The following is a 24,232-nucleotide window of genomic DNA, read 5'->3' on the forward strand; positions in this document are numbered from 1 at the left end:
GACCGTCATGAAAATTACCGCCATCGAAACCTTCATCGTGCCGCCGCGCTGGTGTTTCGTGAAAATCTCCACCGACGAGGGCATCTCCGGCTGGGGCGAACCGGTGCTGGAGGGCCGTGCGGCCTCTGTCGCCGCCTGCGTCGAGGAACTGTCGGACTACCTGATCGGCAAGGACCCCGGCCATATTCAGGACCACTGGACGGTGATGTATCGCGGCGGGTTCTATCGCGGCGGCGGCATCCACATGTCGGCGATCGCCGGGCTCGATCAGGCGCTGTGGGACATCAAGGGCAAGGCGCTTGGCGTGCCTGTCCATGCGCTTCTGGGCGGCCAGCAACGCGACCGCATCCGGGTCTATAGCTGGATCGGCGGCGACCGGCCCGGCGACACGGCGCAGATGGCGCGCGAGTGCGGCGACCGGGGCTTCACTGCGGTGAAGATGAACGGCACCGAGGAGCTGCAATTCATCGACTCCCACGACAAGATAGACGCCGTTCTGGCGCGCGTGCAGGCGATCCGCGAGGAAATGGGCCCCGATTTCGGCATCGGCGTCGATTTCCACGGTCGCGTCCATCGCCCGATGGCCAAGCAGCTCGCGAAGGAACTCGAGCCCTTCAACCTGATGTTCATCGAAGAGCCGGTGCTGAGCGAAAACGCCGAGGCGCTGCGCGAGATCGCGAACCATTGCTCCACCCCGATCGCTTTGGGTGAGCGGCTCTATACCCGCTGGGATTTCAAATCGATCCTGCAGGGCGGCTATGTCGATATCGTCCAGCCCGACCCCTCGCATTCCGGCGGCATCACCGAGACCTACCGGATCGCGGCGATGGCCGAAGCGCATGACGTGGCGCTGGCGCTGCATTGCCCGCTGGGGCCGATCGCGCTGGCGGCGAACCTGCAGCTCGACGCGGTCTGCTACAACGCCTTCATTCAGGAACAGTCGCTGGGCATCCATTACAACAAGGGCTCGGATCTGCTCGACTATCTGAGCAACCCGTCGGTCTTCGAATATGACGACGGCTTCGTCGCGATCCCGCAGGGCCCCGGCCTCGGCGTCGAGGTCAACGAGGAGAAAGTCCGTCAGGCGGCCTCTGAAGGTCACCGCTGGCGCAACCCGATCTGGCGCCATGCCGATGGCAGCTTCGCGGAGTGGTAAGCATGAGAGAGATCAGCAAACTGAACGAAGGTTGGAGTTTCGCGGAAGGCTTCGACGCGGCGAACGTCGCGGAGCCGCTGCAGGGCGAGACGGTCACCCTGCCTCATAACGCCGCCGACCTGCCGATGAGCTATTTCGACGAAGCCGCGTTCCAGCGCCCCTTCACTTATCAACGCGAGATCGCTTGGGACGATGCGTGGGCGGGCAAGCTTGTCCGGCTGCGGTTCGATGGGGCGATGGCCGATGCCGTGGTCTATGTGAACGGCCCGGAAGTGCTGCGCCACCGCGATGGCTACACGCCCTTCACCGTCGATCTGACGGACCGGTTCGAGGGCGGCAAGGCGCTGGTGACGGTGCATATCGACGGCTCGGAAAACCCCGAGATTCCGCCCTTCGGTGGCCGGATCGACTATCTCACCTATGCCGGGATCTATCGCGACGCATGGCTCGAGGTGCTGCCCGAAGCCCATATCGCAAGCGTGAAGATCGAGACGCCCGACGCGCTGGCCGAGACCAAGCGCGTTCTGGTCAAGCTCGACGCGCCGGGCACGGTGGAGGCGGTTCTGTCGGACGCCGACGGCCACGAGATCGCGCGCGGCGAGGGCACCGGCGAGATCACCTTGGAGGGCCTGAGCGGCATCACTCTCTGGTCCCCCGAGACGCCCGCGCTCTACACGCTGACGCTGACCCTGAGACAAAGCGGCGACCGCCTCACCCAGCGGTTCGGCTTCCGTCATGCGGAGTTCACGCCCGAGGGGTTCTTCCTCAACGGCAAACGCGTGGTCCTGCGCGGCCTCAACCGGCACCAGAGCTTCCCCTATTCGGGTTACGCTCAGGGCAAGCGCAGTCAGGAGCGCGACGCGGAAATCCTGCGCTACGATCTGGGCTGCAACATCGCGCGCACCTCGCATTACCCGCAAAGCCCCTATTTCCTCGACCGCTGCGACGAGATCGGCCTGATGGTCTTCGAGGAAATTCCCGGTTGGCAGCATATCGGCGGCGATGTCTGGCAGGATGAATCGGTGCGCAATGTCGAGCGGATGATCCGGCGCGACTGGAACCACCCCTCGATCATCATCTGGGGCGTGCGGATCAACGAGAGCCCCGATGCGGAAGCGTTCTACAAACGCACCAATGCCCTCGCGCATGAGCTGGATGCGACGCGCCCCACCGGCGGCGTGCGCTGCATCACCGACAGCCAACTGCTCGAAGACGTCTACACGATGAACGATTTCATCCTCGGCGACTTCGAACTGCCCTTCTCGAACCGCCCGCGCACGAGTTTGCGTGACCAGCAGGAGGTGACGGGGCTGCCCAAGCGCGTGCCCTATCTGGTGACCGAATATAACGGGCACATGTATCCGACCAAGGCGGGCGACCCCGAGCATCGCCAGCACGAGCATGTGCTGCGCCATCTCGACGTGCTCAACGCCGCCCACGACCCCGATGCCGGGCTCGCGGGCTGCATCGGCTGGTGCATGTTCGACTACAACACGCACAAGGATTTCGGCGCGGGCGACCGAATCTGCCATCACGGCGTGATGTCGATCTTCCGCGAGCCGAAATTCGCAGCCTACGCCTATGCCAGCCAGCGCGATCCCGACGAGGCGATCGTGATGGAGCCGGTCACCGTCTGGTCGCGCGGCGAGCGCAATATCGGCGGGGTGATCCCGTTGATCGTGCTGACGAACTGCGACGAGGTGGAGCTGTCCTACGCCGATGTGGTCAAACGCGTCGGGCCTGATCGCACCCGCTTCCCGCATCTGCCGCACGCGCCAGTTATCATCGATTACGACCATTTCACCCCCGACGAGGTGACCGCTTGGGGAGAGAGCTGGCATGCGGGCCGCCTGCGCGGCTATCGCAACGGCGAGTTGGTGATCGAGCGCGACTTCCCCGCCGATGCGATGTTCGACCGGCTCGAAGTGGCGCCCGATGTCACGAAGGCCGAGGCCGATCCGAGCGAGGAAATCCGCGTGATGATCCGCGCGCGCGATCAGGCGGGCAACAAGCTGCATTTCCTCAACGAGCCCGTTCACCTCACCGTTGAAGGCCCGGCTAAGCTGATCGGCTCCGACTGTCCGGTGCTCGCTGACGGCGCGACCGGCTGCTGGATCCGCCTGACCGGGACGCGCGGCACGATCAAGGTGACCGCCCGGCTTCGTGAGACGCTCGAGACAATCGAGATCGCGGTGGAGTAAGCGGCAAGGACGGCGACGCTCGATCAAGGTCATGGGGCAAACCGTTCGCGACATGACATGTCGTTGAACGGGCGCCCGCTTTGGCCGGTTCGAACCCGTCGGAGGCGCATGACGCCAGCACTTGGATTCCGCTGACAAAATGCCAATGCATAATTTTACATTATATGTCTTATTACAATTTCCAAATTTTTATTTATCACACTGCCTGCTATGAGCATCGGGCAAGGTAGGGACCCACGTGCCGTAGCCCCTATTCGGACAAGCTGCGGCATGTCAGACTTTAACCGGTCTCCCCGATCAACCCCGTGCTCAGCAGGAGGAAGCACAGATGGACGGAAATGACGTGAACACGGGCGGCAAGTGCCCGGTGATGCATGGCGGCAATACCGAGCTTGGCTCGAACGTGATGAACTGGTGGCCGCAGGCGCTCAATCTCGACATCCTGCACCAGCATGACACCAAGACGGACCCGCTGGGGCGCAGCTTCGACTATGCCGAAGAGGTCGAGAAGCTCGACTACGATGCGCTGAAAGCCGATCTGCATGCGCTGCTGACCGAAAGTCAGGAGTGGTGGCCGGCTGACTGGGGCCATTATGGCGGTCTGATGATCCGTCTCGCTTGGCACTCGGCGGGCTCCTACCGTCTCGCGGATGGGCGCGGCGGCGCGGGCACCGGCAATATCCGCTTCGCCCCGCTCAACTCGTGGCCCGACAATGCGAGCCTCGACAAGGCCCGTCGCCTGCTCTGGCCGCTCAAGAAGAAATACGGCAACCGGCTCAGCTGGGCGGACCTGATCATCCTCGCCGGCACCGTCGCCTATGAAAGCATGGGGCTGAAGACCTTCGGCTTCGCCTTTGGCCGCGAGGACATCTGGCATCCCGAGAAGGACACTTACTGGGGCGCCGAGAAGGAATGGCTCGCGCCGTCGGACGAGCGTTACGCCAATGTCGACAAGCCCGACACGATGGAAAACCCGCTCGCCGCGGTGCAGATGGGCCTGATCTACGTGAACCCCGAAGGCGTCAACGGCCAGCCCGACCCGATGAAGACCGCGGCACAAGTCCGCGAGACCTTCGCGCGTATGGCGATGAATGACGAGGAAACCGCCGCGCTGACCGCAGGCGGCCACACCGTCGGCAAATGCCACGGCAATGGCGACGCGTCGGCGCTCGGCGCGGAGCCTGAAGCCGCCGATGTCGAGCAGCAGGGTCTCGGCTGGTTCAACCCGAACCTGAAGGGGCAAGCGAGCAACTCGATCACCGGCGGGCCGGAAGGTGCCTGGACGACGAACCCGCTCGAATTCGACATGGGCTATTTCGAGATGCTCTTCGGCCATGAATGGGAAGTCACCCAGAGCCCCGCTGGCGCGAAACAGTGGAAGCCGGTGGACATCGCCGAAGAGGACATGCCGCTCGACACTTCGGATCCGAGCCAGCGCCGGATGCCGATGATGACCGATGCCGACATGGCGATGAAGGTCGACCCGATCTACAACGAGATCTGCCAGAAATTCATGGCCGATCCGGAGTATTTCAAGGAGACCTTCGCCCGCGCCTGGTTCAAGCTGACCCACCGCGACATGGGTCCGAAGGTCCGCTACAAGGGCCCGTGGGTGCCCTCGGAAGATCTGGTCTGGCAAGACCCGGTCCCCGCTGGGTCGACCGCTTGGGACGTGGAGTCGGTGAAGGCGAAGATCGCCGCCTCGGACCTGTCGGTGGCCGAGCTGGTCTCGACCGCTTGGGACAGCGCGCGCACCTATCGCGGCTCGGACATGCGCGGCGGCGCCAATGGCGCGCGCATCCGTCTCGCCCCGCAGAAGGACTGGGAGGGCAACGAGCCCACCCGTCTGCAGCAGGTGCTCTCGGTGCTCGAGCCGATCGCGGCGGAAGCCGGTGCCTCGGTGGCCGATGTGATCGTGCTGGCGGGCAATGTCGGCGTCGAGAAGGCGATCAAGGCCGCCGGTCATGACGCAACGGTGCCCTTCGCGCCGGGTCGTGGCGACGCAACCGACGAGATGACCGATGCCGACAGCTTCGACGTGCTCGAACCGCTCGCCGACGGGTTCCGCAACTGGCTCAAGAAGGACTACATCGTCTCGCCCGAGGAGATGCTTCTGGATCGCGCCCAGCTGATGGGGCTGACCGCGCATGAAATGACCGTCCTGATCGGCGGCATGCGGGCGATCGGCACCAACTACGGCGGCACCAAGCACGGTGTCTTTACCGACCGCGAAGGCCAGCTGACGACCGATTTCTTCGTCAACCTGACTGATATGGGCTACAGCTGGCATCCGGTGGGCGACGGCGCGTACGAGATCCGTGACCGCAAGACCGGCGCGGTGAAATGGACCGCGAGCCGCGTCGATCTGGTCTTCGGGTCGAACGCGATCCTGCGCGCCTATGCCGAGATCTATGCGCAGGACGACGCAAGCGAGAAGTTCGTGGAGGACTTCGTGGCCGCCTGGACTAAGGTGATGAACGCCGATCGCTTCGATCTGGCCTGATTACCTGTCTTACAGAAAACCGCGCCCCTCGCAGGATGACCTGCGGGGGGCGTTTTCGTTTGGGACAGGAGAGAGCCCACTCCAAGTTCAGACCGACGCCCGGGGCGACCAGCCCCGGGCAGCGCCCGACCTCCCCCCGGGAGGGCGCTTTTGCAGCGGCACCGCGCGCTCAACAGTTGGTCGGATGTGGCCCGATTAAGCGCAGACCACCCACCTCGTGCCTGCGCCCGCCCGAGGTCGGGCGCCGCCCTTCTTTCAAAGCCGCTCGTGCTGCCCGGGCCGCTGACGCGGCTGATCCGGGCGGGGCACCGTTCCGCCTTACAGCGCCGCCGTCGTCACGTAGCGCAGCGCACGGGCCACCTGTTCGGGCGTGCGCGCGACCGCATTGGCCGCCGCATCGACCTCCTTGAGCGCATGGTCATGCTCGGGCGGCTGAAGCACGATGATCGGCTTGCCGAGCGCCGCCGCATAACCCGCGTCGAAGGCCGCGTTCCACTGCTTGTATTTCTCGCCGAAACACACGACGAGCACGTCGCAGCGCTCAATCCCGGTGCGGATACGGATCGCGTTGAGCGACGCGCCCTTGCGGTCATGCCAGAACTTGTCTTCTTCCGCGCCGAAGATCTCGACCCCGCAATCATCCGAGGCCCCGTGATCGGTCACAGGACCGGACCATTCGATCTCGAGCCCTTCGCAGGCCGATTTCACAGCCTCGCGCCAATCGGTGTGAATTTCGCCGGCCAGATAGACATTCAGTTTCATCGCATCCTCTTTCGCTGTCGCGTGGGCCCCGCTTCGGACCGCATCGCTTTTCCGGCGCGATCCTTGAGGATCGGGACCAGCTTGGCAACCTCTCCGGTCGTCTGCCCCCCTCCGATCCGCTCCCCATGCGTTTGATACGGCAGCGCGCATAGCGACATGTCATTGACGCCGGTCAGTGCGCAAATTCGGCCACCTGCTTTGCTGGGAAGTGTTCGAAATCCTGGGAGGAGGAGAAAGCAATGAACGGTGTGGTGATTTCAAGCGTGGCAGCGCTCCTGCTGCTGACAACAAGCGCTCTGGCGCAGGAGGATGCCGGTCGCGAGGAATACATGGTCGCCTGCGCTGGATGTCATGGGGAGTCAGCGAAGGGGAATGGCCCGCTGGCAGGGTTGCTGGATATTCAGACACCCGACCTCACGAGCCTCGCGGCGAAGAAGGGCAACGGCGAATTCCCGTTCGACTACACGCTTCGGATGATAGATGGGCGAAACGAGATGCGGGCGCATGGCAGCAAGATGCCGGTCTGGGGGGACCGTTACGCGGCCTCGGCGACCAGCGAGCGCGGAGAAACGGCGGACATGGTGGCCCGGGGGCGCATCCTGTCTCTCATCTATTATCTGGCCTCGATACAGCAGTAGCGCCCCGGCGCAGATGGTGTTGGGCCTCGGCATCTGTGCCGGCACTTTGATCGGCGGGCGCGCGGCGGACCGCTACCGCTTTGGCGCGATGAAGATGGCGGCTTTCAAACTCGCCAACGCCCTCGGCGCGGCGACGGGCGGGCGGAAGGGGTTGATGATCATCGACGGCGCCGATCACGTCGACCTCTACGGCCAGACGGACATCATTCCCGTCGACAAGCTGCAGAGCGTCTTCGAAGGCCATCTGGCCTGTTCACACGAGGCAGGAAGCCGGGCCTCGCGTCCGGCTTCTTGATGTCCGCGGTCATGCCAGACGAAACACACGATGTGGCTTAGTCCTCATCAATCGGCCGAACAGCATGGAGCGCGCGACCCTTAGGATGGAAATCCTTCCTCTGCAGGACGAACATGCCGCAGCTTCTCGGGGTTTCGGACAATCCATATTGCTTTGATCTTTCCGGAATGAACCGCGAAGGCCGTGGTTTGCAGGACGCCATTTTCCCGCACCACATATCCTGTTGCTCCGTTGATCAACTGCTGTCTCGGCACAGGCCCATTCGTCAGCTTACCCTTCCGGGCCAAGCCTTCGAAGAAGCGCGCGGCGTTCCAGCTCCCTCTCAGCACGTTGATTGCTGCGGGAACTTTGCCGCCGCCATCCGTATGCACCTCGATATCTTCAGCGAAGATTTCCAGCAGCCGATCCATATCGCCCTCGCGGCTTGCGGCCCAGAATGCCGCGACAAGCGGGTGGGTCTCCTCTGCTCGCTCAAGCGTGCTCTGATCGGCGCCGGCAAGCTTGCGTCTTGCCCGCGAGACCAGCTGCCGACAATTTGCGGAAGACTGGCCGACGACCGCCGATATCTCGTCGAAACTGTAATCGAACCCGTCGCGAAGAATGAACGCCGCGCGCATCTCGGGCGATAGTCGATCGAGCGTGAGCAGGAGTGCGATCCCCACATCTTCGGTCAGGATCCAATCGCTTTCGGCATCCGCCGCATGGTCGGTGACAATCGGCTCGGGCAGCCACGCCCCCACATAGGTTTCCCGCCTCTTCTGCGCCGATCGCAGATGGTCGAGACAAAGGCGCGTGACGACGGTCGAAAGCCATTGCGCCGGACGTTCGATGCCGGAGAGACCGACGCTTTGCAGTTTGAGCGCCGCGTCCTGAAGGATGTCTTCCGTCTCCGAGACTGAGCCGGTCATTCGATAGGCGAGCCCCGCCAAGCGGCGGCGCTCCCTTTCGAAAACCTGCTGTGTCTCAGGCAGCTGCATGATCGCGCTCTCTGATCTTGTGGGTAGACCGGAATCCGATCGCGAAACGGTTCCAAGAGTTAATCAACGTAACAGCGAAAGTCAGGTCCACGCATTCGCGCTCCGTGAAAACATTTCTGAGACGCTGGAAGACTTCCTCCGAGGCGCCCTGTTGTTCGATCCTTGTCAGGGCTTCGGCCCAATCGAGTGCGGCGCATTCGCGTTCGTCAAACGCAGGGCTTTCACGCCAGGCCGCCAGCACATCGAGCTTTTGCTGCGACACACCCGCATCCCGCGCGGCAGGCGCATGCATATCGAGGCAATAAGCGCATCCGTTGATTTGCGACACGCGCATCTTGATAAGCTCCCGCAGCATAAGCGGGATCGAAAGCTCCTTCGTCGCGTCCTCGGCTGCCCTCATGGCCTTCATCGTCTCGGCGGCTGCTTCGTAGTAGTTCATTCGGGGCGTCATCGGCATCTCCTTGGGTTATATACCAGAAGACGAGACAGCCCCCCGCTTTGTGACAGGCGGAAAGAAAATCTCTCTGTTCAGGTCGCCGGGTCTGGAGCCTAAGGGGACCTACGCCTTTTCGCCAAAGCCATGCGCCGGAAAGGACGAACTCGGTCGAAGCTTTGGTCGCGCGGGGCATTTTAACGTAGATGCAATTCGCGGCGGCTTGTTCGGGCCAGCACCCGCGAATTTCAAACGTCGCGCTGCACGTCTTCAAGCACCTCGGCCAGCACCGACACGGCCAGCAGCCGCGGATCGCGCGCGGATTGGATCAGCCCGATCGGCCCATGAACCCGCGCGCGCGTCGCCGCGTCGATACCGCGAGCTTGCAAACCTTCCTGCCGCCGGCTTTGCGTGCGCACGCTGCCTTGTGCCCCGATGTAGAACGCAGGGGTTGCGAGCGCCGCCTCGAGAATATCCAGCTCCCAATCGTGGTCGTGAAACAGAAGGATCACCGCCGTGCGCGCGTCGATGGCAACGTCTGAGGGGATCGCGCTTCGATCCAACCTGCGCACCGTGCAGCCTGTAGCTTCAGCATTGGCGAAAGTGGCGTCTTCGGGCGTGAGCAAAAGATGCGGCGCGCCGGTCGCCCGCACCAGATCGGCGAAGAACACCGCCTCAGCGCCGGCACCGAAGATCACGAAGCGCGGCTCGGGGCGAAAGGCGATACGCAGTTCTCCCAGCGCGTCGGGGGTCTCGTCTTCCTGCATCAAACGCAAGCCACCCGAGGCGCTCAGTCCCAAGGCCGCCTCCGCGCGGCGCGCCCGCCTTGCCGCAAGCTCGCGAAGCAAGGAACGGTCCGGCGCGGGGGTCACCGTAACCTCGAGCGCGCCGCCGCAGGGCAGCTTAAGATCGAAAAAGGGCGAACCGGCCCCATAGCGCAGCTTGCGCACCTGCCCGTCGGCCAGCGCCGCGCGCGCATGTTCGACCACATCTTCTTCGATACAACCTGAGCTGAGCGCTCCGAAGCGCCGACCATCCGGCAAGATCGCCATCGCGGTGCCGACATTGCGATAGGCCGGACCTTCGATGGCAGAGATCACCGCGATCGCGCCGGGTACGTCGGACCTTGCCAATTCGAACCACGGATCTTGCGCAGCGGGATGGGTCACGGCTGGCCCCTCAATCGTTCGACCCGGCCAGCGCGCGATGCGCGACCTCGACGAAGAATTGCACGCCCAGCGGCAGGATGGAGTCGTTGAAATCGTAATGCGGGCTGTGCAGGTTGCGCCCGCCCTCCGCCGATCCGTTGCCGATCCAGCCGTAAGCGCCGGGCACCTTCTCCAGCAGGAAGGCGAAATCCTCGCTCGCCATGCTGGGTGCGTAATCGACCTGCACCGCGTCGCGGCCCACGATGGCCTCGGCGGCGCGGCGTGCCGTTTCGGCGGCCTCGGCATCGTTGATCGTGGCCGGGTAGCGGCGCTGATAGATCAGCTCGGCCTTGGCATGAAATGCCTCGGCGATCATTTCGGCGCGGCGCGTCATCTCGGCCTGAACGAAATCGCGCGTCGCGGGGCGCAGGGTGCGCACAGTGCCGTGCAGGGTCACTTCGTCGGGGATCACATTGAGCGTGTGGCCCGCATGGATCTGCGTGACCGAGATCACCGTCGCATCGGTCGGATCCACCGCGCGGCTGACGATGGTCTGCCAGGCCATCTGCAGCTGAGCCGCCAGCGTGATCGGGTCGATCCCCTCATGCGGCATCGCGCCGTGCGAGCCCTTGCCCATCACCTTCAGCTCGAACGTGTCGAATGCGGCCATGACGGGGCCCGCGCGCATCGCGATCTTGCCCGCCTCGAGGCCCGGCCAGTTATGCAGCGCAAAGGTGCTGTCGAGCGGGAACTGGTCAAGCAACCCATCCTCGATCATCACCCGCGCGCCGCCTTCGTTTTCCTCGGCGGGCTGGAAGATGAACACCACCGTGCCGGGCCCCGGTGGATCGGCCGCCATTGCCTGCGCGGCGCCCAGCAGCATCGTGGTGTGACCGTCATGACCGCAGGCATGCATCTTGCCGGGGATCTCGGAGGCATAGTCCGCCCCGGTCAGTTCGGAGATCGGCAGCGCATCGATATCGGCGCGCAGGCCGACGGTCGGCCCCTCGCCATTTCGCAGAACGCCGATCACCCCGGTCCCGGCCAGCCCCTCGTGGACCTCAAGTCCGAACGCGCGCAACTCAGCCGCGATGAAGGCGGCGGTCTCGTGTTCTTCGAAGGCCAGTTCGGGGCGGCGATGCAGCGCGTGCCGCCATTCGACCAACTGGTCTTCCATCGCCTTGATCGCCGGGGTGATATTCATCGCGCGTCCTTTCAACCAAAGAGCCAGCAGATCCCAAGCCCGAGGCCAAGACCGACCAGAAGCCACGCCACGCGGTCGATCAGCGGGATATGTCCCGCCGTCGCCGTGGCCACCGCGCCCGTCGGGGCGGCGCCTTCGCGTGACGGGGCTGTCTCCTCCGCCTCGCCGGTCACGACCCGCGAGAAGGCGTTGAAGAAATCCTCGGCATTCTTGCGCGCCACGCCCTGAATCAATCGCCCGCCGACTGCGGCCAGTTTACCACCGACCTCGACATCGGCGACATAGGACAGCCGCGTGCCCTCGCCCTCGGGCGCGAGCTTGATTTCCGCGCCGCCCTTGGCGAAGCCCGCAGGGCCGCCCTGCCCGCGCCCGGAGATCCGGTAGGAGACGGGCGGCACCAGATCGCTCAGCTCCACCTTGCCGCGAAAGCTGGCCGAGACGGGGCCGACCCGTGCCACGACCGTGGCGGTATATTCGGCCTCACCCGTCTGCTCCATCGCTTCGCAGCCCGGGATCGCGCGGCGCAGCACCTCGGGGTCGTTGAGCCCACGCCAGACTGTCTCGGGATCGGCCGGGATCAGGTGATCGCCTTCGAACCGCATCACCCGGCCTCCGCATGGATCGCGTTATAGGCACGGTAGAGCGCCTGCGTGCCCTCTTCGCCGAAGCCGTCATCCACCAGCTTGCCGTAGAGGCTGCGCGCCAGCGACAGGCCCGGCAGATCGAGGCCCAGTCTTTCGGCTTCGCTCAGCGCGATGGACATGTCCTTGACGAAGTGGTGGACGAAGAAGCCGGGCGCGAAATCCTCGTCCACCATCTTCGGCCCAAGCCCGTTGAGCAGGAAGCTCGACGCGGCCCCGGTTCCGATGACTTTGAGAACCTGCATCGGATCCAGACCGGCGGCGCGTGCGTAGCTGATGCTTTCCGCGACCGCGAGCATGGTCGAGGCGATGGCGATCTGGTTGGCCATCTTGGTGTGCTGCCCAGCGCCCGCCTTTCCCATCAGCGCGATATTCCCGCCCATCAGCTCCAGCACCGGAAGGACCCGCTCGAATGCCCGCGCATCGCCGCCCAGCATGATCGCGAGCTTGCCCGCCTTCGCACCGACATCGCCGCCGGACACCGGTGCGTCGAGCGCAGAGAGGCCGCGCGCGAGAGCCGCCTGCGCGATCTTCCCGGCCAGGGCCGGGCTCGAGGTGGTCATGTCGATCAGCACCGAGCCCGGGCGCGCCTTGGCGATGATCCCATCCTCACCGAGGTAGACCTGTTCGACATCGGCTGGGTAGCCCACGATGGTGATCGTGATGTCGCTGGCCTCGGCCACGGCGCCGGGGCTGTCACACCACGTCGCCCCCTTCGCGACGAGGGCGTCGCCCTTGGCGCGGGTGCGGTTGTAGATGTTGAGCGGATGCCCCGCGGCGAGGATATGCCCCGCCATGTGCTGGCCCATGATTCCGAGTCCGATGAAGCCGACGCTGAGTTTCTCTTCTGTCACGGCTGGGTCCTTTTCGTTGAGCTGGGCGCGGCCTCCCGCAGGAGCGCGCGAATGGATTGGGGGGTCAGCGGAAGACGCTCGATCGTCACGCCGCGCGGCGCGAGCGCATCGCTCACCGCGTTGGCGAGCACGCCGATCGCGCCCATCACGCCGCCTTCGGCCATGCCCTTGATCCCCGCGGGGGTGCGGCGGTTCGGCGTGTTGTGATGCAGGATTTCGAATTCCGGCAATTCGTTCGGAGAGGCCACGAGGTAATCGGCGAGCGTCGCGGAGAGGTTCTGCCCCGTGCGGTCGTAGATCACCTGTTCGAGCAGCGCGCCGCTCAGCCCCATCGCGATCGCGCCCTGCTGCTGGCCGCGCACGACGATCGGATTGAGAACGGTGCCGGAATCCTCGGCGACGAGATAGCGGTCTATGGTGATAGCGCCGGTCTGCGGGTCGACCTCGACTTCGCAGGCATGGGTCGAGTTGGAATAGGTCATCGCGGGCGGGTCGTAGCTATGCGAAAAGTCGAGCCCCGGCGCGATCCCTTCGGGAAGCGCCAGCGGATCGAGATAGGCGCGCCGCGCGATATCGGTCAGCGCAAGGCCCGTCTCCTGCCAGTCGTCGCCGATCATCCGTTCGATCTGGCCTGCGCGCATGCGCAGCCCGCCAGCATCGTTGAGATCGAGCATCGAAGCCGCAATCGCGAGCACCCGTTCGCGCGCCTTGAGCGCACAGAGATAGAGCGTCCCCCCGCCAGCGGTCGCGCCGCGTCCGCCACGGCTGCCCATGCCGTAGGGCGCGATATCGGTGTTGCCCATATGGACCGTGACATCTTCCGAGCGCACGCCGAGCCCTTCGGCCACCGCCTGCGAAAGCGGGCTCTCGTAGCCCTGCCCGGTGCCCATCAGGCCGACGGAGGCGTTGACCGCTCCGCTCGGTTCGATCCGCACCCAGGCCGATTCATGGCCCGATCCGGGGATACCGGCGGATTTGTAGAATTCCGAGCCATAGGTCGTGCTCTCGATCACCGTGCACAGCCCGAGCCCCAGATAGCGCCCCTCGGCGCGCGCCTTTTCCTGCCGCGTGCGGAAATCCGCGACGTCGATCGCGTCCACGGCGATCTCGAGCGTCTCCCGTGGGCTGACATCTTCGAGAAGTTCGCCCGTGGGCATCTTGTAGGGCAGATCCTCCGGGCCGAGCGCGTTGATACGGCGCACCTCGACCGGGTCGAGGCCGAGGTCGCGGGCGATGGCGTCGATCGTGCCCTCCATCACCCAGCTCGTGATCGCCATCGGCGCGCGCATCGGGCCTGCGCCGCATTTATTGGTCAGCGCGACGCGGACCTCATAGGCGTAGTCCTGAATCCGGTAGGGACCGGTCATGATGAGGGCGATGACGCGGGCCATATAGTTGGCCGGGTAGAAGCAGTAGCCGCCGAAATCCTCGTCGATCTCGAGCTCGAGACCGAGAATCCGTCCGGTTTCGCTGACCGAGGCGCGGGTGCGGCACTCGTATTCCCGCGCATGGGCGGCGGACATCAGGTTCTCCATCCGATCCTCGCGCCACCGAACCGGGCGGCGCAGGTGGCGAGACAGAGCCGCGACCGTGAGTTCCTCGCGATAGAGCGCGATCTTCTGACCAAAAGCACCGCCCACATCGGGACTCATCACCGTGACCTGGCTTTCCGACAGGCCCAGCCGCGCAGCAAGCTGGCTGCGCAACGGGTGCGGGACCTGATTGCCGATATGCATGTTCAGATGCGCGCGCCCGTCATCCCAATCGGCGACGCAGCCGCGCGTCTCCAGCGGCACATGGGTGTGGCGATGGAGCGAGAACCGGGCCTCGACGACGCGATGCGCCTCGGCCCGGCGCGCGGCAGGATCGCCTACGCACAGGCTTTGATGCGAGACCATGTTGCTGGTCAGGCTGTCGTCGACCAGAGCGGCATCGGGCGCGAAGGCCTCGGTGATCGAGGTCACCGCCGGAAGCTGGTCATATTCGACACTGACACATTCCGCGGCATCCTCGGCGAGGTAGCGATCGGTCGCGACGACGCAGACCACCGGATCGCCGTGGAAGCGGACCTTGTCGATCGGAAGCGTCGTCAGCTCGGTCGGCTGCAGCCCCTCGATCGGCGGTGCGAGGCGCAACCGCGTCGTCATCTGATCGAGATCGCGCCCGGTGAAAATCCCCACGACCCCCGGCATTTCCGCGGCTTCGGCGCTGTCGATGTCGAGGATGCGCGCATGGGCGTGGGCCGAACGCACGAAGCTCACATGCAGAGCGCCGGGAAAGGCGAGGTCGTCGAGATAGCGCCCGCGACCCGAGACGAGGCGCCGATCTTCCTTGCGCGGCAGGGCGCGACCGATCTCGGTGAAATCGCCGCTCATGCCGCCTCTCCACGCATCCAGGCCGCAGCTTTCAGCACGGCGGCGACGATATTCTGATAGCCCGTGCAGCGGCACAGATTGCCCGACAGGACATCGCGCACCTCTTCTGCGGTGGGGTCCGGGTTCTCGCGCAGGTAATGCTCGAAGGTCACCACGATGCCGGGCGTGCAGAAACCGCATTGCAGCCCATGTTCCTCGTGCAGCGCCTGCTGAAGCGCCGAGAGTGCATCGGGCCGTCCCATGGCCTCGATGGTCGTGACCTCGTGGCCCTCCATCTGGGCGGCGAAGGTCAGGCAGGCGCGCGCGGGGCGGCCGTCGATCAGCACGGTGCAGGCGCCGCAGACGCCGTGTTCGCAGCCGACATGGGTACCGGTCAGGCCGAGGTCGTCGCGCAGCACATCCGAGAGCAGCTTGCGCGCGGGCACCCGAACGTCGTGGGTTTCGCCATTCACGCTCAGCGAAAGCGTCAGGGGGTCGTGTGTCGGAGCGGTCATGCACCCTCCTCCCGGGTCAGAGCGGACTGGAACGCGCGAATGACAAGCGTTTCGGCAAGTTCCCGGCGATAGACCGCGGGCACCTGTTCGCTGTCTTCGGGCGCGATCGCCGCGGCAGTCGCGGCTGCGAGGTCGCGAATGGTGTCCTCATCGGCCAGCCTGCCCTGCGCGCGCGCCTCGATCTCAGGCAGGCGCAGCGGGACGGTATCGACGCCGCCGAGCCCAAGCCGCAGCGCATCGATCTTGCCCTCGGCGTCGCGCGCGAAACTGAGCGCGACGCTGACCAGCGCGAAATCGCCGTGACGGCGCGAGAACGCCTCGAAGGCCCACAGATCGCCGACGGGGAGCGGAAAGCGCAGCGCGGTGATCAGTTCGCCATCGCGCAGATCGACCGTCATGATCGATTGCAGAAAATCGGCGGCGGCAACTTCGCGCGGGCCTGCCGGTCCCGAAATCACCAGCGTCGCGCCCAGCGTGACCGCGATCAGCGGCAACTGGGCGGCGGGGTCCGCATGGGCAAGGCTGCCGCCGATCGTGCCACGCTGACGGATCGCGTAATGCCCGATCGAGGCGGCAGCGGCACCGAGAAGCGGCAGGCTCCGCTGCACTTCCGGCGCATTGGCCAGCCGGTGATGGCGCGTCAGCGCGCCGATCTCCAGCATGTCCTCCTTCACCCGCACGCGGTCCAGCTCGATCAGATCGTTGAGATCGATCAGATGGCCCGGGCGCGCCAGCCGCATGTTCAGCATCGGCCCGAGGCTTTGCCCTCCGGCGATCGGCTTGGCCGCCGGCCCATGCGTGCGCAACAGCGCCAGTGCCTCGGCAAGGCTCGCAGGCCGGTGGTAGGTGAAAGGGGCGGGTTTCATTGTGTCAGGCCGCGTTCCAGATCAGCGACTGACCGGTTTCGCGGTCGAAAACATGCAGGCGGTTGAGGTCCACCGCGAGGGTGATGCTCTCGCCGAACGCATGGCGCAGATCCTTGCCGACGCGGAAGAACAGCTCCTCGCCGCCGAAATCCATACCCAGATACTGATCCGAACCAACCGGAAGCACCGAGTTCACGGTGCCGCTGAGCGCATTATATCCCGGCTCGGCAGTGCCTTCCGCGACATCCTCGGCCCGGATACCCAGTCGCACCGCGCGCCCCTCCTGCCCTTTCAGGCGCGCAGCGTGATCTGCCGGCAGCACGAGACGCAACCCATCGCGAACGAAGGCCATCTCGTCATCCGGCCCGGCCTCGAGCACGCCGTCGAAATAGTTGATCGGCGGGCTGCCGAGGAACGACGCCACGAAGGTGTTCGCCGGGCGCTCGTAGATGTCGTCGGGTGTGCCGATCTGCTGCACGACCCCGTCATTCATCACCACGATACGATCCGCGAGCGTCAGCGCCTCGGCCTGATCGTGGGTCACGTAGACGAAGGTGGTCTCCATTGCGCGGTGGAGTTCCTTGATCTCCGCGCGCATCGAGATCCGCAGCGCCGCGTCGAGGTTCGACAGCGGCTCATCCATCAGGAAGACCGACGGGTCACGAACCATCGCCCGCCCCAGCGCCACACGCTGACGCTGGCCGCCCGACAGCTGCGACGGACGGCGGTCGAGCAGGTGCGAAATCTCGAGCTTCTTCGCGGCGTCTTGCACGCGCTCGTCGATCTCTTCCTTCGACGCGTTGCGCATTTTCAGCCCGAAACCGATATTGTCGTAGACGGTCTTATGCGGGTAGAGCGCGTAGCTCTGGAACACCATCGCGACGTCGCGCTTGTGCGGGGGGACGTAGTTAACGACCTGCTCGTCGAAGATCAGATCGCCGTCCGAGACCTCCTCGAGCCCTGCAATCATGTTGAGGGTCGTGGATTTGCCGCAGCCCGAGGGGCCGAGCAGGACGATGAACTCGCGATCCTCGATATCGAGGTTGAGATTGCGCACGGCATGGAAGCCGTTGGCGTATTTCTTGTTTACGTTGGTGAAGCGGATCCGGGCCAAGACTTTGTCCTTTCTAACCTTTGACAGCCCCGGCGGTCAGACCGGAAACGATGTAGCGTTCGAAGACGATGGCGACGATCACGGGCGGCACGACCGCCAGGACGCCAGCGGCGTTGAGGAAGGAGAAGCTCACCGTGAAATCGGAGGTGAACGAGGCCAGCAGGATCGGCAGGGTCTGCGACGCGGAGGTCTGCGTGAACATCAGCGCGAGCAGGAATTCGTTCCAGCTGGTAAGGAAGGTGAAGAGGACCACGGCGACGAGCGAGGGCAGCGAGAGCGGCAGGAACACCTTGATCAGCGCCTGGAGCCGCGAACAGCCATCGACCCGCGCGGCCTTGTCCAGCTCGTCCGGTAGGCCCTCGAAATACTGGATCAGGATGAAGACCGTGAAGGGCACCGTGATCGCGAGATAGGTGATCACCAGCGATCCGAGCGTATCGAGCATCCCGAGTTTGCGGATCACCAGGAAGAACGGCACGACCAGCGCAATATCGGGGATCACCCGCGTGATCAGGATGAAATAGACCGACGCGTTGCGCCCCCAGAACCGGATCTTCGCGATCGCATAGGCGGCCGGCACCCCGACGAGCAGGTTCAGGATCACCACCAGGATCGAGACGATCAGGCTGTTGGCCATCGACGGCAGGAGGTTCTCCGCGGTGGAGGGGATGAAGTCACCGGCAGCCGGATCGGCGCCCGAGCGCGTCTCGTAGGTGACGGGCTCGTCGTTCCCGGCGGTGAAGATTGCCTCGAAATTGCGCAGGGTCGGTTCTTCGGGAATCCAGTGCGGCGGGATCGAGACGATCTCGGTCTCGGTCTGGAACGCCGAGGAGACGAGCCACGACACCGGGGCGAGAATGTAGGCCGCAAGGACGATCGCGGAGACCACGATCACCAGACGCTGCACGATGCGCCCGATTTTCTGGCGGCGACGGTAGTCGATCGTGTCGACAGGCGGGGTGATAGGCATATCGCTCATGTCAGATCTTGCGCCCCAGCGTTCGGATGAAGAGGTAGGAGAGTGCGAAAGTCGCGATTGCGAGGAGGTAGGACATCGCAGCACCGCTCCCGAAGGACAGGTTGCGGAAGGTCTCGACATAGATGTGCCACGAAAGCACATGCGACGCGCTGCCGGGCCCGCCCTCGGTCAGGATGAAGAACAGGTCGAAATGGCGGATCGCCATCATCGTCTCGTAGATCATCACCAGCATGAAACCGGGCTTCATCGCCGGCAGGGTGACATGCACGAAGCGCTGCCAGACCGTCGCTCCATCGACGCGCGCCGCCGCATAGAGATCGGACGGGATCGACTTGAGCGAGACCAGCAGAAGGATCGTCGCCAGCGGCACTTCCTTCCAGACGAAGGCATTGGCAATCAGGAACAGCGTTTTGTCCTGATCCCCCAGCCAGACCATGTATTTGTCGATGAAATCGAGCTGATAGAGCAGGCCGTTCAGCGCTCCGTAACTGGAATCGTAGATCCATTTCCACATCAGCGCGTTCGCGACATAGGGGATCGCCCACGGCACCAGAAGGATCGTCGACAGGATACGACGCCCGCGGAATTCTTGGTTCAGCAGCAGCGAGACAAGCAAGGCTATGAAAGCAATCGCGGTGACCGAGACGAGCGAGAAACTCACCGTGCGCCAGACCGCGCCCCAGAAAGCCTCATCGCCGAGAAGATCGGTATAGTTCTTCAGCCCGACAAAGGGGGTCCGGTTCGGACGCGTCAGTTTGATGCTGAAGAAGCTGATATAAAGCGAATAGGCGATCGGGAAGACCGCAACCGCGCCCAGAACGGCCATGACAGGAGCAAGAAACAGCATGGCGCTGCGCTCCTCGTATCCCAGCCGCCATTTCGGGCGTGTCGCCCGTGTCATTGCATTCGCCACGTCATGCTCTCCCGTTGCCCTGCCCGACAGTCGGCGGGCCTTTTAGAAAGGCCCGCCGCACCTGCTCAGTAGCTGTCCTTCAGCTCGTTCCACAGATCGGCAGATTTCTTGACCGCTCCGGCGGGATCGACATTGCCGAGGATCGCCGATTGCCAGGCCGACCCGTTGGTGTCGTTCCACTCGCCGAACCACGGGGTGACCGTGTCCTTCTTGCGAGCGAGCGCCTGCTGAGCCTGGATCATGTCGACATCGCCATAGGAGTCGTAGGCCGCGCGGATCTCGGGATCCTCGAACAACGGCTTCACGCCGAACCCGGCGCCGATATCGAGGAACAGGAGTTTCTGGAACGTGTAGGCGCCATCCGCCTTGCCGCCGAACCATTCGATCAGCTTCGCGGCATTCTCGGCGCGCGCCTTGTCTTGTGCAGCTTGCGCCGACATGCCGTGGAAACGCATCCAGCCGACCGTCGCGTGAGAGCCGTTCGGGCCTTGAGGCATCATCGCCTGCTTCACATTGCCCGCGATCTGCGACTGCTCGGGATCGTTGAGCATCCGCAGACGGTATTTCGCGACCATCGCGAAGGCATGGTTGCCCGCCGCGAAGGATTTCAGGCCAGCCAGCTCGCCGGTCTCGACACAGGCGGGCGAGACGATCTCGTGCTTGTTGACCGCATCGACGACCCAGCTCAGCGCCTCGACAGCCCCCTCTTTCGGGTCCTGCATCACGGCCATGCCGTTGTCGTCGACCAGACGGCCACCATGCGAATAGACCAGCGTCGAGATGAACTCGATCAGCCAGCTTTCCTGCGCCATCGCGAGCATCATCGGATAGTCGGCAATGCCCTTCTCTTTCATGACGAGCGACTGCTCGACCAGCTCGTCCCAAGTTTCCGGCGGGGCGTCGAAGCCGGCTTCCTTGAGCTTCGCCTCGTCATAGAAGAAGGCCATGTAGTCGGTGTAATAGGTCAGGCCGTACTGACGACCGCCATAGGTCATGGAGTCGGTGCAGAAATCCTCGGCCTCGGCGTTGTATTTCATCAGGCTGTCGAACTCGTCGACCGGAGCGATCCAGCCGGCTTCGGCCCATTCGGGCAGCCAGGAATCCGAAACCCACATCGCGTCGAGCGGCGCACCGCCCACGAATTTCGCGACCATGCCCTCACGGTACTGCGCCCAGGGCGAGTTACCGTAATTGACCGGGATCCCGGTTTCCTTGGTGAAGGCGCTGAGGTGGCTCTGCACGGTGTCGACCGCCGCCGACCAGGTGTGCATCGTCAGCGCGGCCGTTTCGGCCTTGGCCGGACGAACCAGACCCGGCGCCATCAGCGCCCCTGCGCCCGCCGCCGAGTAGCGGAGGAAATCCCGGCGCCCGAGACGGCGCGTCTTATCCTTGAGCATCTTTCGATTCCTTTTGCATGGCCGCCTCAGCCCGAGCCCGTTCAAAGCCCAACCTGCAGCAAGCCGTCCCTGTTGATCTTCTTTATGGGAACTGACGCTATTGGCGATTTATTTATTCGTCAACTGACGACAAACGAAAAAGTGAGGATTCCCCTTCCGCAACGGAAATCGCACAAAATTTCAGCGCCCACGGAAGCCTCCGCAGACGAAATCAGGGAAAATGTAGCGGATTGCAGCGCTCAGCGGCCGCTGCACACCTCGACCATGTCCTCGAATCCCGCGAGGAACACGCGGACATGCATCGTTACCACCTGGTCTTCGGAGAGCGACAGGCTGCTTTGATAGATATGGCGTCGAATCGCGTAGTGAGAGATCGCACCGTGCAGCGTCCACGCCATTTCGCGGAGCAATGCGGGATCTTCCGGCAGCTCCACGCCCCGCTCATGCGCAACTTCGCGCATCACGGTCTCAAGCAACTGCATGACGATCGCTGCGATGTAGTCAGGCGCCATATTCGCCTCGGCCAGCGAGGCATAAAGGAACAATCGCAACCACTTCCGGGTCAAGGTAGACTGAAGATAGTCGCGATAGAATGCGTCGAGGCGCACGGCCATGGGCTGCGAACGATCCTGAAGCTCAACGAACCAGACGGCCTTGAAAGCACCAAGAATCTCTCGGTTATAGACCTCTTTGAGCAAGTCTTCCTTGGTCGGGAAGAAGCGATAGAGAAGACGCTGGGAGATGCCGCATTTCTCCGCCAACTGACGCGTCTGCCCCGCAAGCCCGTTCTCCGCGAAGAACTCGGTGGCGACGTCCAAAATCTGGGCACGACGCTCATTGAACGGCATGCGCACAGCGCCTTGCGGCGAGCCGGGCTTGTTTCCGGCGCCGTTCGTTTTGGACGAACCTTCAGTCATTTTTGGCTTGGCCTGCACGTTTTCCCCTTGGCACCCCTTGTTGTTCATTCCGACGCCGGACGCAACGACTTCAGGTTCATACATTAGCCCATTCCGCGCGAAGGCAAAGTATCTTTTCGTCACTTGACGACTTATGTGTTGCGAAAACCCAAAGTTTGGTCGTAGCTTCGGCGCGTGACGGGACGTCAGTGCCCGCGATTTTCTGCCATTCACGCCGGAGTCCAACATGATCTACGAACAAAGAACCTACCGCATCACCCCCGGGAAGGCGCCCGAGTTCCTCAAGCTCTATGAAGCCGAGGGCCTGCACATCATCACTCAATACGCAAAGCTCGCCGGGTGCTGGGTCAGCGACAGCGGCGTGCTCAACGCGGTCACCTTCCTTTGGGCCTATGAGGATTACGGCCACCGCAGCGCGCAACGGGCCAAGCTGGGCGCTGATCCGGAATGGCAGGCTTTCGTGCCCAAGATCCTGCCCTATCTCGTGCATCAGGAAAGCATCTTCCTGCAGCCCGCGGCCTTCTCGCCGCTCGACTGATCCGGGCGCGGGCCACCATGCGCACGCTTGGCATCCTCCTCGCCGCCGGCGCCTCGCGTCGGTTCGGCGCTCGGGACAAGCTCCTTGCAGATTGGAACGGCGCCCCTTTGGTGCTGGCAGCGGCGCGCGCGCTCGAGGCGTCGGGATGTGACGCGCTCGTGGCGATCGTCTCTTCCGAGAGGGTCGCCGTTTCTCTCCCGCCGTCGTTCAAGGTGCATCACGTGGCACCGGGCCTGCCGCTCTCCGAGAGCTGGCGAGCGGCGCGCGGCGTCGCAACGAGCCGCCGGGCAGAACGTGCGCTGTTCGTGCTGGGCGACATGCCTTTCGTTTCAACCGACACGCTCCGCGCCTTGGTAAATAGCGATGGCGGCAGCCGCGCCTGCACCTTCGACGGTATCCCGATGCCGCCGGCGCTTCTGACCGCGCAGGACTTGACGCAAGCACCCGATCAGGACGAAGATCAAGGTGCCCGGGAGCTGTTGCGCGCCCTGCCGCCCAAGTCGCTCATCCCCCTTTCAGCCGAAGAGGCGAGTGACATCGACACGCCCGAAGACCTCCGCCATCATCGGGTTAACGTCAGGCGTGAGGATCGTGCCTGACACGTTCTCCAGGGCGCGTATTGTCGGGAAACTGATCCTGGCGCGGACGCGAGTTCGGCTTGCGTGAGCCCACTCCCCATGCGCTCGGCTCTCAAGACCGGCAAAAGACGACAGCGTCCAACGCCCGTCCGTAATTTTCAGCTTTTCGTCCCGATCTCATCGAGTGCGCGGCAGAGCCGTTCCGTAACCTGCTCGGTGCTGGCTGTGCCGCCGAGGTCGCGCGGGCGACTCTCGGGATCGGCTGTCACGACCTCGATCGCGCGCATCATTTGCGCCTCGGCCTCGGTCTCTCCCAGATGCCCCAGCATCATTGCAGCACTCCAGAAGGTGCCGATGGGATTGGCGACGCCCTTGCCGGTGATATCGAAGGCCGAGCCGTGGATCGGCTCGAACATCGACGGCGCGGCGCGTTCGGGGTTGAGATTGGCCGTGGGGGCGATGCCGATGGAGCCCGCGAGCGCCGCTGCCAGATCCGAGAGGATGTCGGCGTGGAGGTTCGTGGCGACGATCGTGTCGAGCGAACGCGGGTCGAGCGTCATGCGCACGGTCATCGCGTCGACCAGCATCCGGTCCCATGTCACGTCGGGAAACTCGGTCGCGACCTCGGCGGCGATCTCGTCCCACAGCACCAACCCGTAGCGCTGCGCGTTGGATTTCGTCACCACCGTCAGACGCTTACGCGGGCGCGCCTGAGCCTGCGAGAAGGCCACGCGCATGATGCGCTCGACGCCGGTGCGGGTGAAGATGGCGGTCTCGGTAGCGACCTCATGCGGCTGGCCGCGATGGCTGCGCCCGCCCTGCCCCGCATATTCGCCCTCGGAGTTCTCGCGCACGATCAGCCAGTCCAGATCTTCCGGACCGACACCCGCAAGCGGGCTCGACAGGCCCGGCAGGATACGGGTGGGCCGCAGGTTCGCGTATTGATCGAGCCCCTGACAGATCGCGAGGCGTAGCCCCCAGAGCGTCAGGTGATCGGGCACGTCCGGAGCGCCGACCGCGCCGAATAGGATCGCGTCATAGGCTCGCAGTGCATCGACCCCATCTGCGGGCATGAATGCGCCCTCGCGCTGGTAGCGTTTCGAGCCCCAGTCGAAGCGGTCGACCTCCAGCCGGAAGGCGTTGGTCTGGCGGCTCAGGTGGTCAAGCGCCGTCAATGCGGCGTCGACCACCTCCGGCCCGATCCCGTCGCCGGGGATGGCCGCGATACGATGCACACGGGTCGTCATGG

At 64.2% G+C, this 24,232-nt stretch carries 23 protein-coding genes; 7 read left to right on the forward strand and 16 right to left on the reverse strand.

The features are described from left to right. Positions 1-7: 7 nt before the first annotated feature. From dgoD to katG, 3 genes are all read left to right on the forward strand, one after another. Positions 8-1,156, forward strand: a complete 1,149-nt coding sequence (gene dgoD / locus BMI85_RS04430; RefSeq protein ID WP_078599638.1) for a galactonate dehydratase — start codon at positions 8-10, stop codon at positions 1,154-1,156. A 2-nt stretch (positions 1,157-1,158) separates the two neighbouring features. Further along, the gene (locus tag BMI85_RS04435; protein WP_078599639.1) at positions 1,159-3,357 is read left to right on the forward strand and encodes a glycoside hydrolase family 2 TIM barrel-domain containing protein; all 2,199 of its coding nucleotides are present in this window, start codon (positions 1,159-1,161) and stop codon (positions 3,355-3,357) included. Positions 3,358-3,685: 328 nt separating this feature from the next. After that, positions 3,686-5,860, forward strand: a complete 2,175-nt coding sequence (katG, locus tag BMI85_RS04440) for a catalase/peroxidase HPI (RefSeq protein ID WP_078599640.1) — start codon at positions 3,686-3,688, stop codon at positions 5,858-5,860. 318 nt (positions 5,861-6,178) lie between these two features. Here the strand turns inward: katG and BMI85_RS04445 are convergent, their stop codons facing one another. Continuing rightward, on the reverse strand, positions 6,179-6,622 hold the full coding sequence (locus BMI85_RS04445) for a YtoQ family protein (protein ID WP_078519905.1): 444 nt from the start codon (positions 6,620-6,622) through the stop codon (positions 6,179-6,181). Between the two features lie 239 nt (positions 6,623-6,861). Between BMI85_RS04445 and BMI85_RS04450 the strand changes: the two genes are divergently transcribed. Next, entirely contained in the window at positions 6,862-7,260 is a 399-nt protein-coding gene (locus tag BMI85_RS04450) for a c-type cytochrome (protein ID WP_078599641.1), read from the forward strand. Positions 7,261-7,279: 19 nt separating this feature from the next. After that, positions 7,280-7,555, forward strand: a complete 276-nt coding sequence (locus BMI85_RS04455; protein ID WP_143594977.1) for a hypothetical protein — start codon at positions 7,280-7,282, stop codon at positions 7,553-7,555. An 80-nt stretch (positions 7,556-7,635) separates the two neighbouring features. Here BMI85_RS04455 and sigJ read toward each other — a convergent pair whose 3' ends face one another. The 14 genes from sigJ to BMI85_RS04525 form a co-directional block, all read right to left on the reverse strand. Next, positions 7,636-8,532 (reverse strand): RNA polymerase sigma factor SigJ, encoded by an 897-nt coding sequence (sigJ, locus tag BMI85_RS04460; RefSeq protein ID WP_078599642.1) that lies wholly within the window; start codon positions 8,530-8,532, stop codon positions 7,636-7,638. Further along, a complete protein-coding gene (locus BMI85_RS04465; protein ID WP_210402128.1) occupies positions 8,519-8,971 on the reverse strand; it encodes a carboxymuconolactone decarboxylase family protein in 453 nt (150 codons plus the stop codon). Before BMI85_RS04465 ends, sigJ begins: the two co-directional genes overlap by 14 nt. A gap of 242 nt (positions 8,972-9,213) precedes the next feature. Further along, positions 9,214-10,134 (reverse strand): XdhC family protein, encoded by a 921-nt coding sequence (locus BMI85_RS04470; RefSeq protein ID WP_168174731.1) that lies wholly within the window; start codon positions 10,132-10,134, stop codon positions 9,214-9,216. 10 nt (positions 10,135-10,144) lie between these two features. Next, complete coding sequence (locus BMI85_RS04475; RefSeq protein ID WP_078599644.1) at positions 10,145-11,317, reverse strand: M20 aminoacylase family protein; 1,173 nt, start codon at positions 11,315-11,317, stop codon at positions 10,145-10,147. Positions 11,318-11,328: 11 nt separating this feature from the next. Next, positions 11,329-11,919 (reverse strand): carbon monoxide dehydrogenase subunit G, encoded by a 591-nt coding sequence (locus BMI85_RS04480; protein ID WP_078599645.1) that lies wholly within the window; start codon positions 11,917-11,919, stop codon positions 11,329-11,331. Continuing rightward, positions 11,919-12,812, reverse strand: coding sequence for an NAD(P)-dependent oxidoreductase (locus tag BMI85_RS04485; RefSeq protein ID WP_078539954.1), 894 nt, complete (start codon positions 12,810-12,812; stop codon positions 11,919-11,921). Before BMI85_RS04485 ends, BMI85_RS04480 begins: the two co-directional genes overlap by 1 nt. Then, positions 12,809-15,187, reverse strand: a complete 2,379-nt coding sequence (locus BMI85_RS04490) for a xanthine dehydrogenase family protein molybdopterin-binding subunit (RefSeq protein ID WP_078599646.1) — start codon at positions 15,185-15,187, stop codon at positions 12,809-12,811. Before BMI85_RS04490 ends, BMI85_RS04485 begins: the two co-directional genes overlap by 4 nt. After that, the gene (locus BMI85_RS04495; protein ID WP_078599647.1) at positions 15,184-15,681 is read right to left on the reverse strand and encodes a (2Fe-2S)-binding protein; all 498 of its coding nucleotides are present in this window, start codon (positions 15,679-15,681) and stop codon (positions 15,184-15,186) included. The genes BMI85_RS04490 and BMI85_RS04495 overlap by 4 nt, the downstream gene beginning before the upstream one ends. After that, positions 15,678-16,547 carry an FAD binding domain-containing protein gene (locus BMI85_RS04500; RefSeq protein ID WP_078599648.1) on the reverse strand — a complete coding sequence of 290 codons (870 nt, stop codon included), beginning with the start codon at positions 16,545-16,547 and terminating at the stop codon, positions 15,678-15,680. Before BMI85_RS04500 ends, BMI85_RS04495 begins: the two co-directional genes overlap by 4 nt. Before the next feature lie 4 nt (positions 16,548-16,551). Continuing rightward, on the reverse strand, positions 16,552-17,661 hold the full coding sequence (gene ugpC, locus BMI85_RS04505; protein WP_078519916.1) for a sn-glycerol-3-phosphate ABC transporter ATP-binding protein UgpC: 1,110 nt from the start codon (positions 17,659-17,661) through the stop codon (positions 16,552-16,554). A 13-nt stretch (positions 17,662-17,674) separates the two neighbouring features. Further along, on the reverse strand, positions 17,675-18,640 hold the full coding sequence (locus tag BMI85_RS04510; RefSeq protein WP_210402129.1) for a carbohydrate ABC transporter permease: 966 nt from the start codon (positions 18,638-18,640) through the stop codon (positions 17,675-17,677). Position 18,641: 1 nt separating this feature from the next. Then, positions 18,642-19,487 carry a sugar ABC transporter permease gene (locus tag BMI85_RS04515; RefSeq protein ID WP_208607942.1) on the reverse strand — a complete coding sequence of 282 codons (846 nt, stop codon included), beginning with the start codon at positions 19,485-19,487 and terminating at the stop codon, positions 18,642-18,644. A 131-nt stretch (positions 19,488-19,618) separates the two neighbouring features. Next, complete coding sequence (locus BMI85_RS04520; protein ID WP_078599650.1) at positions 19,619-20,950, reverse strand: extracellular solute-binding protein; 1,332 nt, start codon at positions 20,948-20,950, stop codon at positions 19,619-19,621. Positions 20,951-21,189: 239 nt separating this feature from the next. Then, complete coding sequence (locus BMI85_RS04525) at positions 21,190-21,951, reverse strand: TetR/AcrR family transcriptional regulator (protein ID WP_210402130.1); 762 nt, start codon at positions 21,949-21,951, stop codon at positions 21,190-21,192. 142 nt (positions 21,952-22,093) lie between these two features. Here BMI85_RS04525 and BMI85_RS04530 point away from each other — a divergent pair, with 142 nt between their 5' ends. After that, positions 22,094-22,405, forward strand: a complete 312-nt coding sequence (locus BMI85_RS04530) for an NIPSNAP family protein (protein ID WP_078519919.1) — start codon at positions 22,094-22,096, stop codon at positions 22,403-22,405. 17 nt (positions 22,406-22,422) lie between these two features. After that, positions 22,423-23,004 carry an NTP transferase domain-containing protein gene (locus BMI85_RS04535; RefSeq protein WP_168174732.1) on the forward strand — a complete coding sequence of 194 codons (582 nt, stop codon included), beginning with the start codon at positions 22,423-22,425 and terminating at the stop codon, positions 23,002-23,004. A gap of 137 nt (positions 23,005-23,141) precedes the next feature. Here BMI85_RS04535 and BMI85_RS04540 read toward each other — a convergent pair whose 3' ends face one another. Beyond that, positions 23,142-24,230, reverse strand: a complete 1,089-nt coding sequence (locus BMI85_RS04540; protein WP_078599652.1) for a tartrate dehydrogenase — start codon at positions 24,228-24,230, stop codon at positions 23,142-23,144. Positions 24,231-24,232: the final 2 nt, after the last annotated feature.

This window comes from Thioclava sp. DLFJ4-1, assembly GCF_002020145.1.
Taxonomy (GTDB): domain Bacteria; phylum Pseudomonadota; class Alphaproteobacteria; order Rhodobacterales; family Rhodobacteraceae; genus Thioclava; species Thioclava sediminum.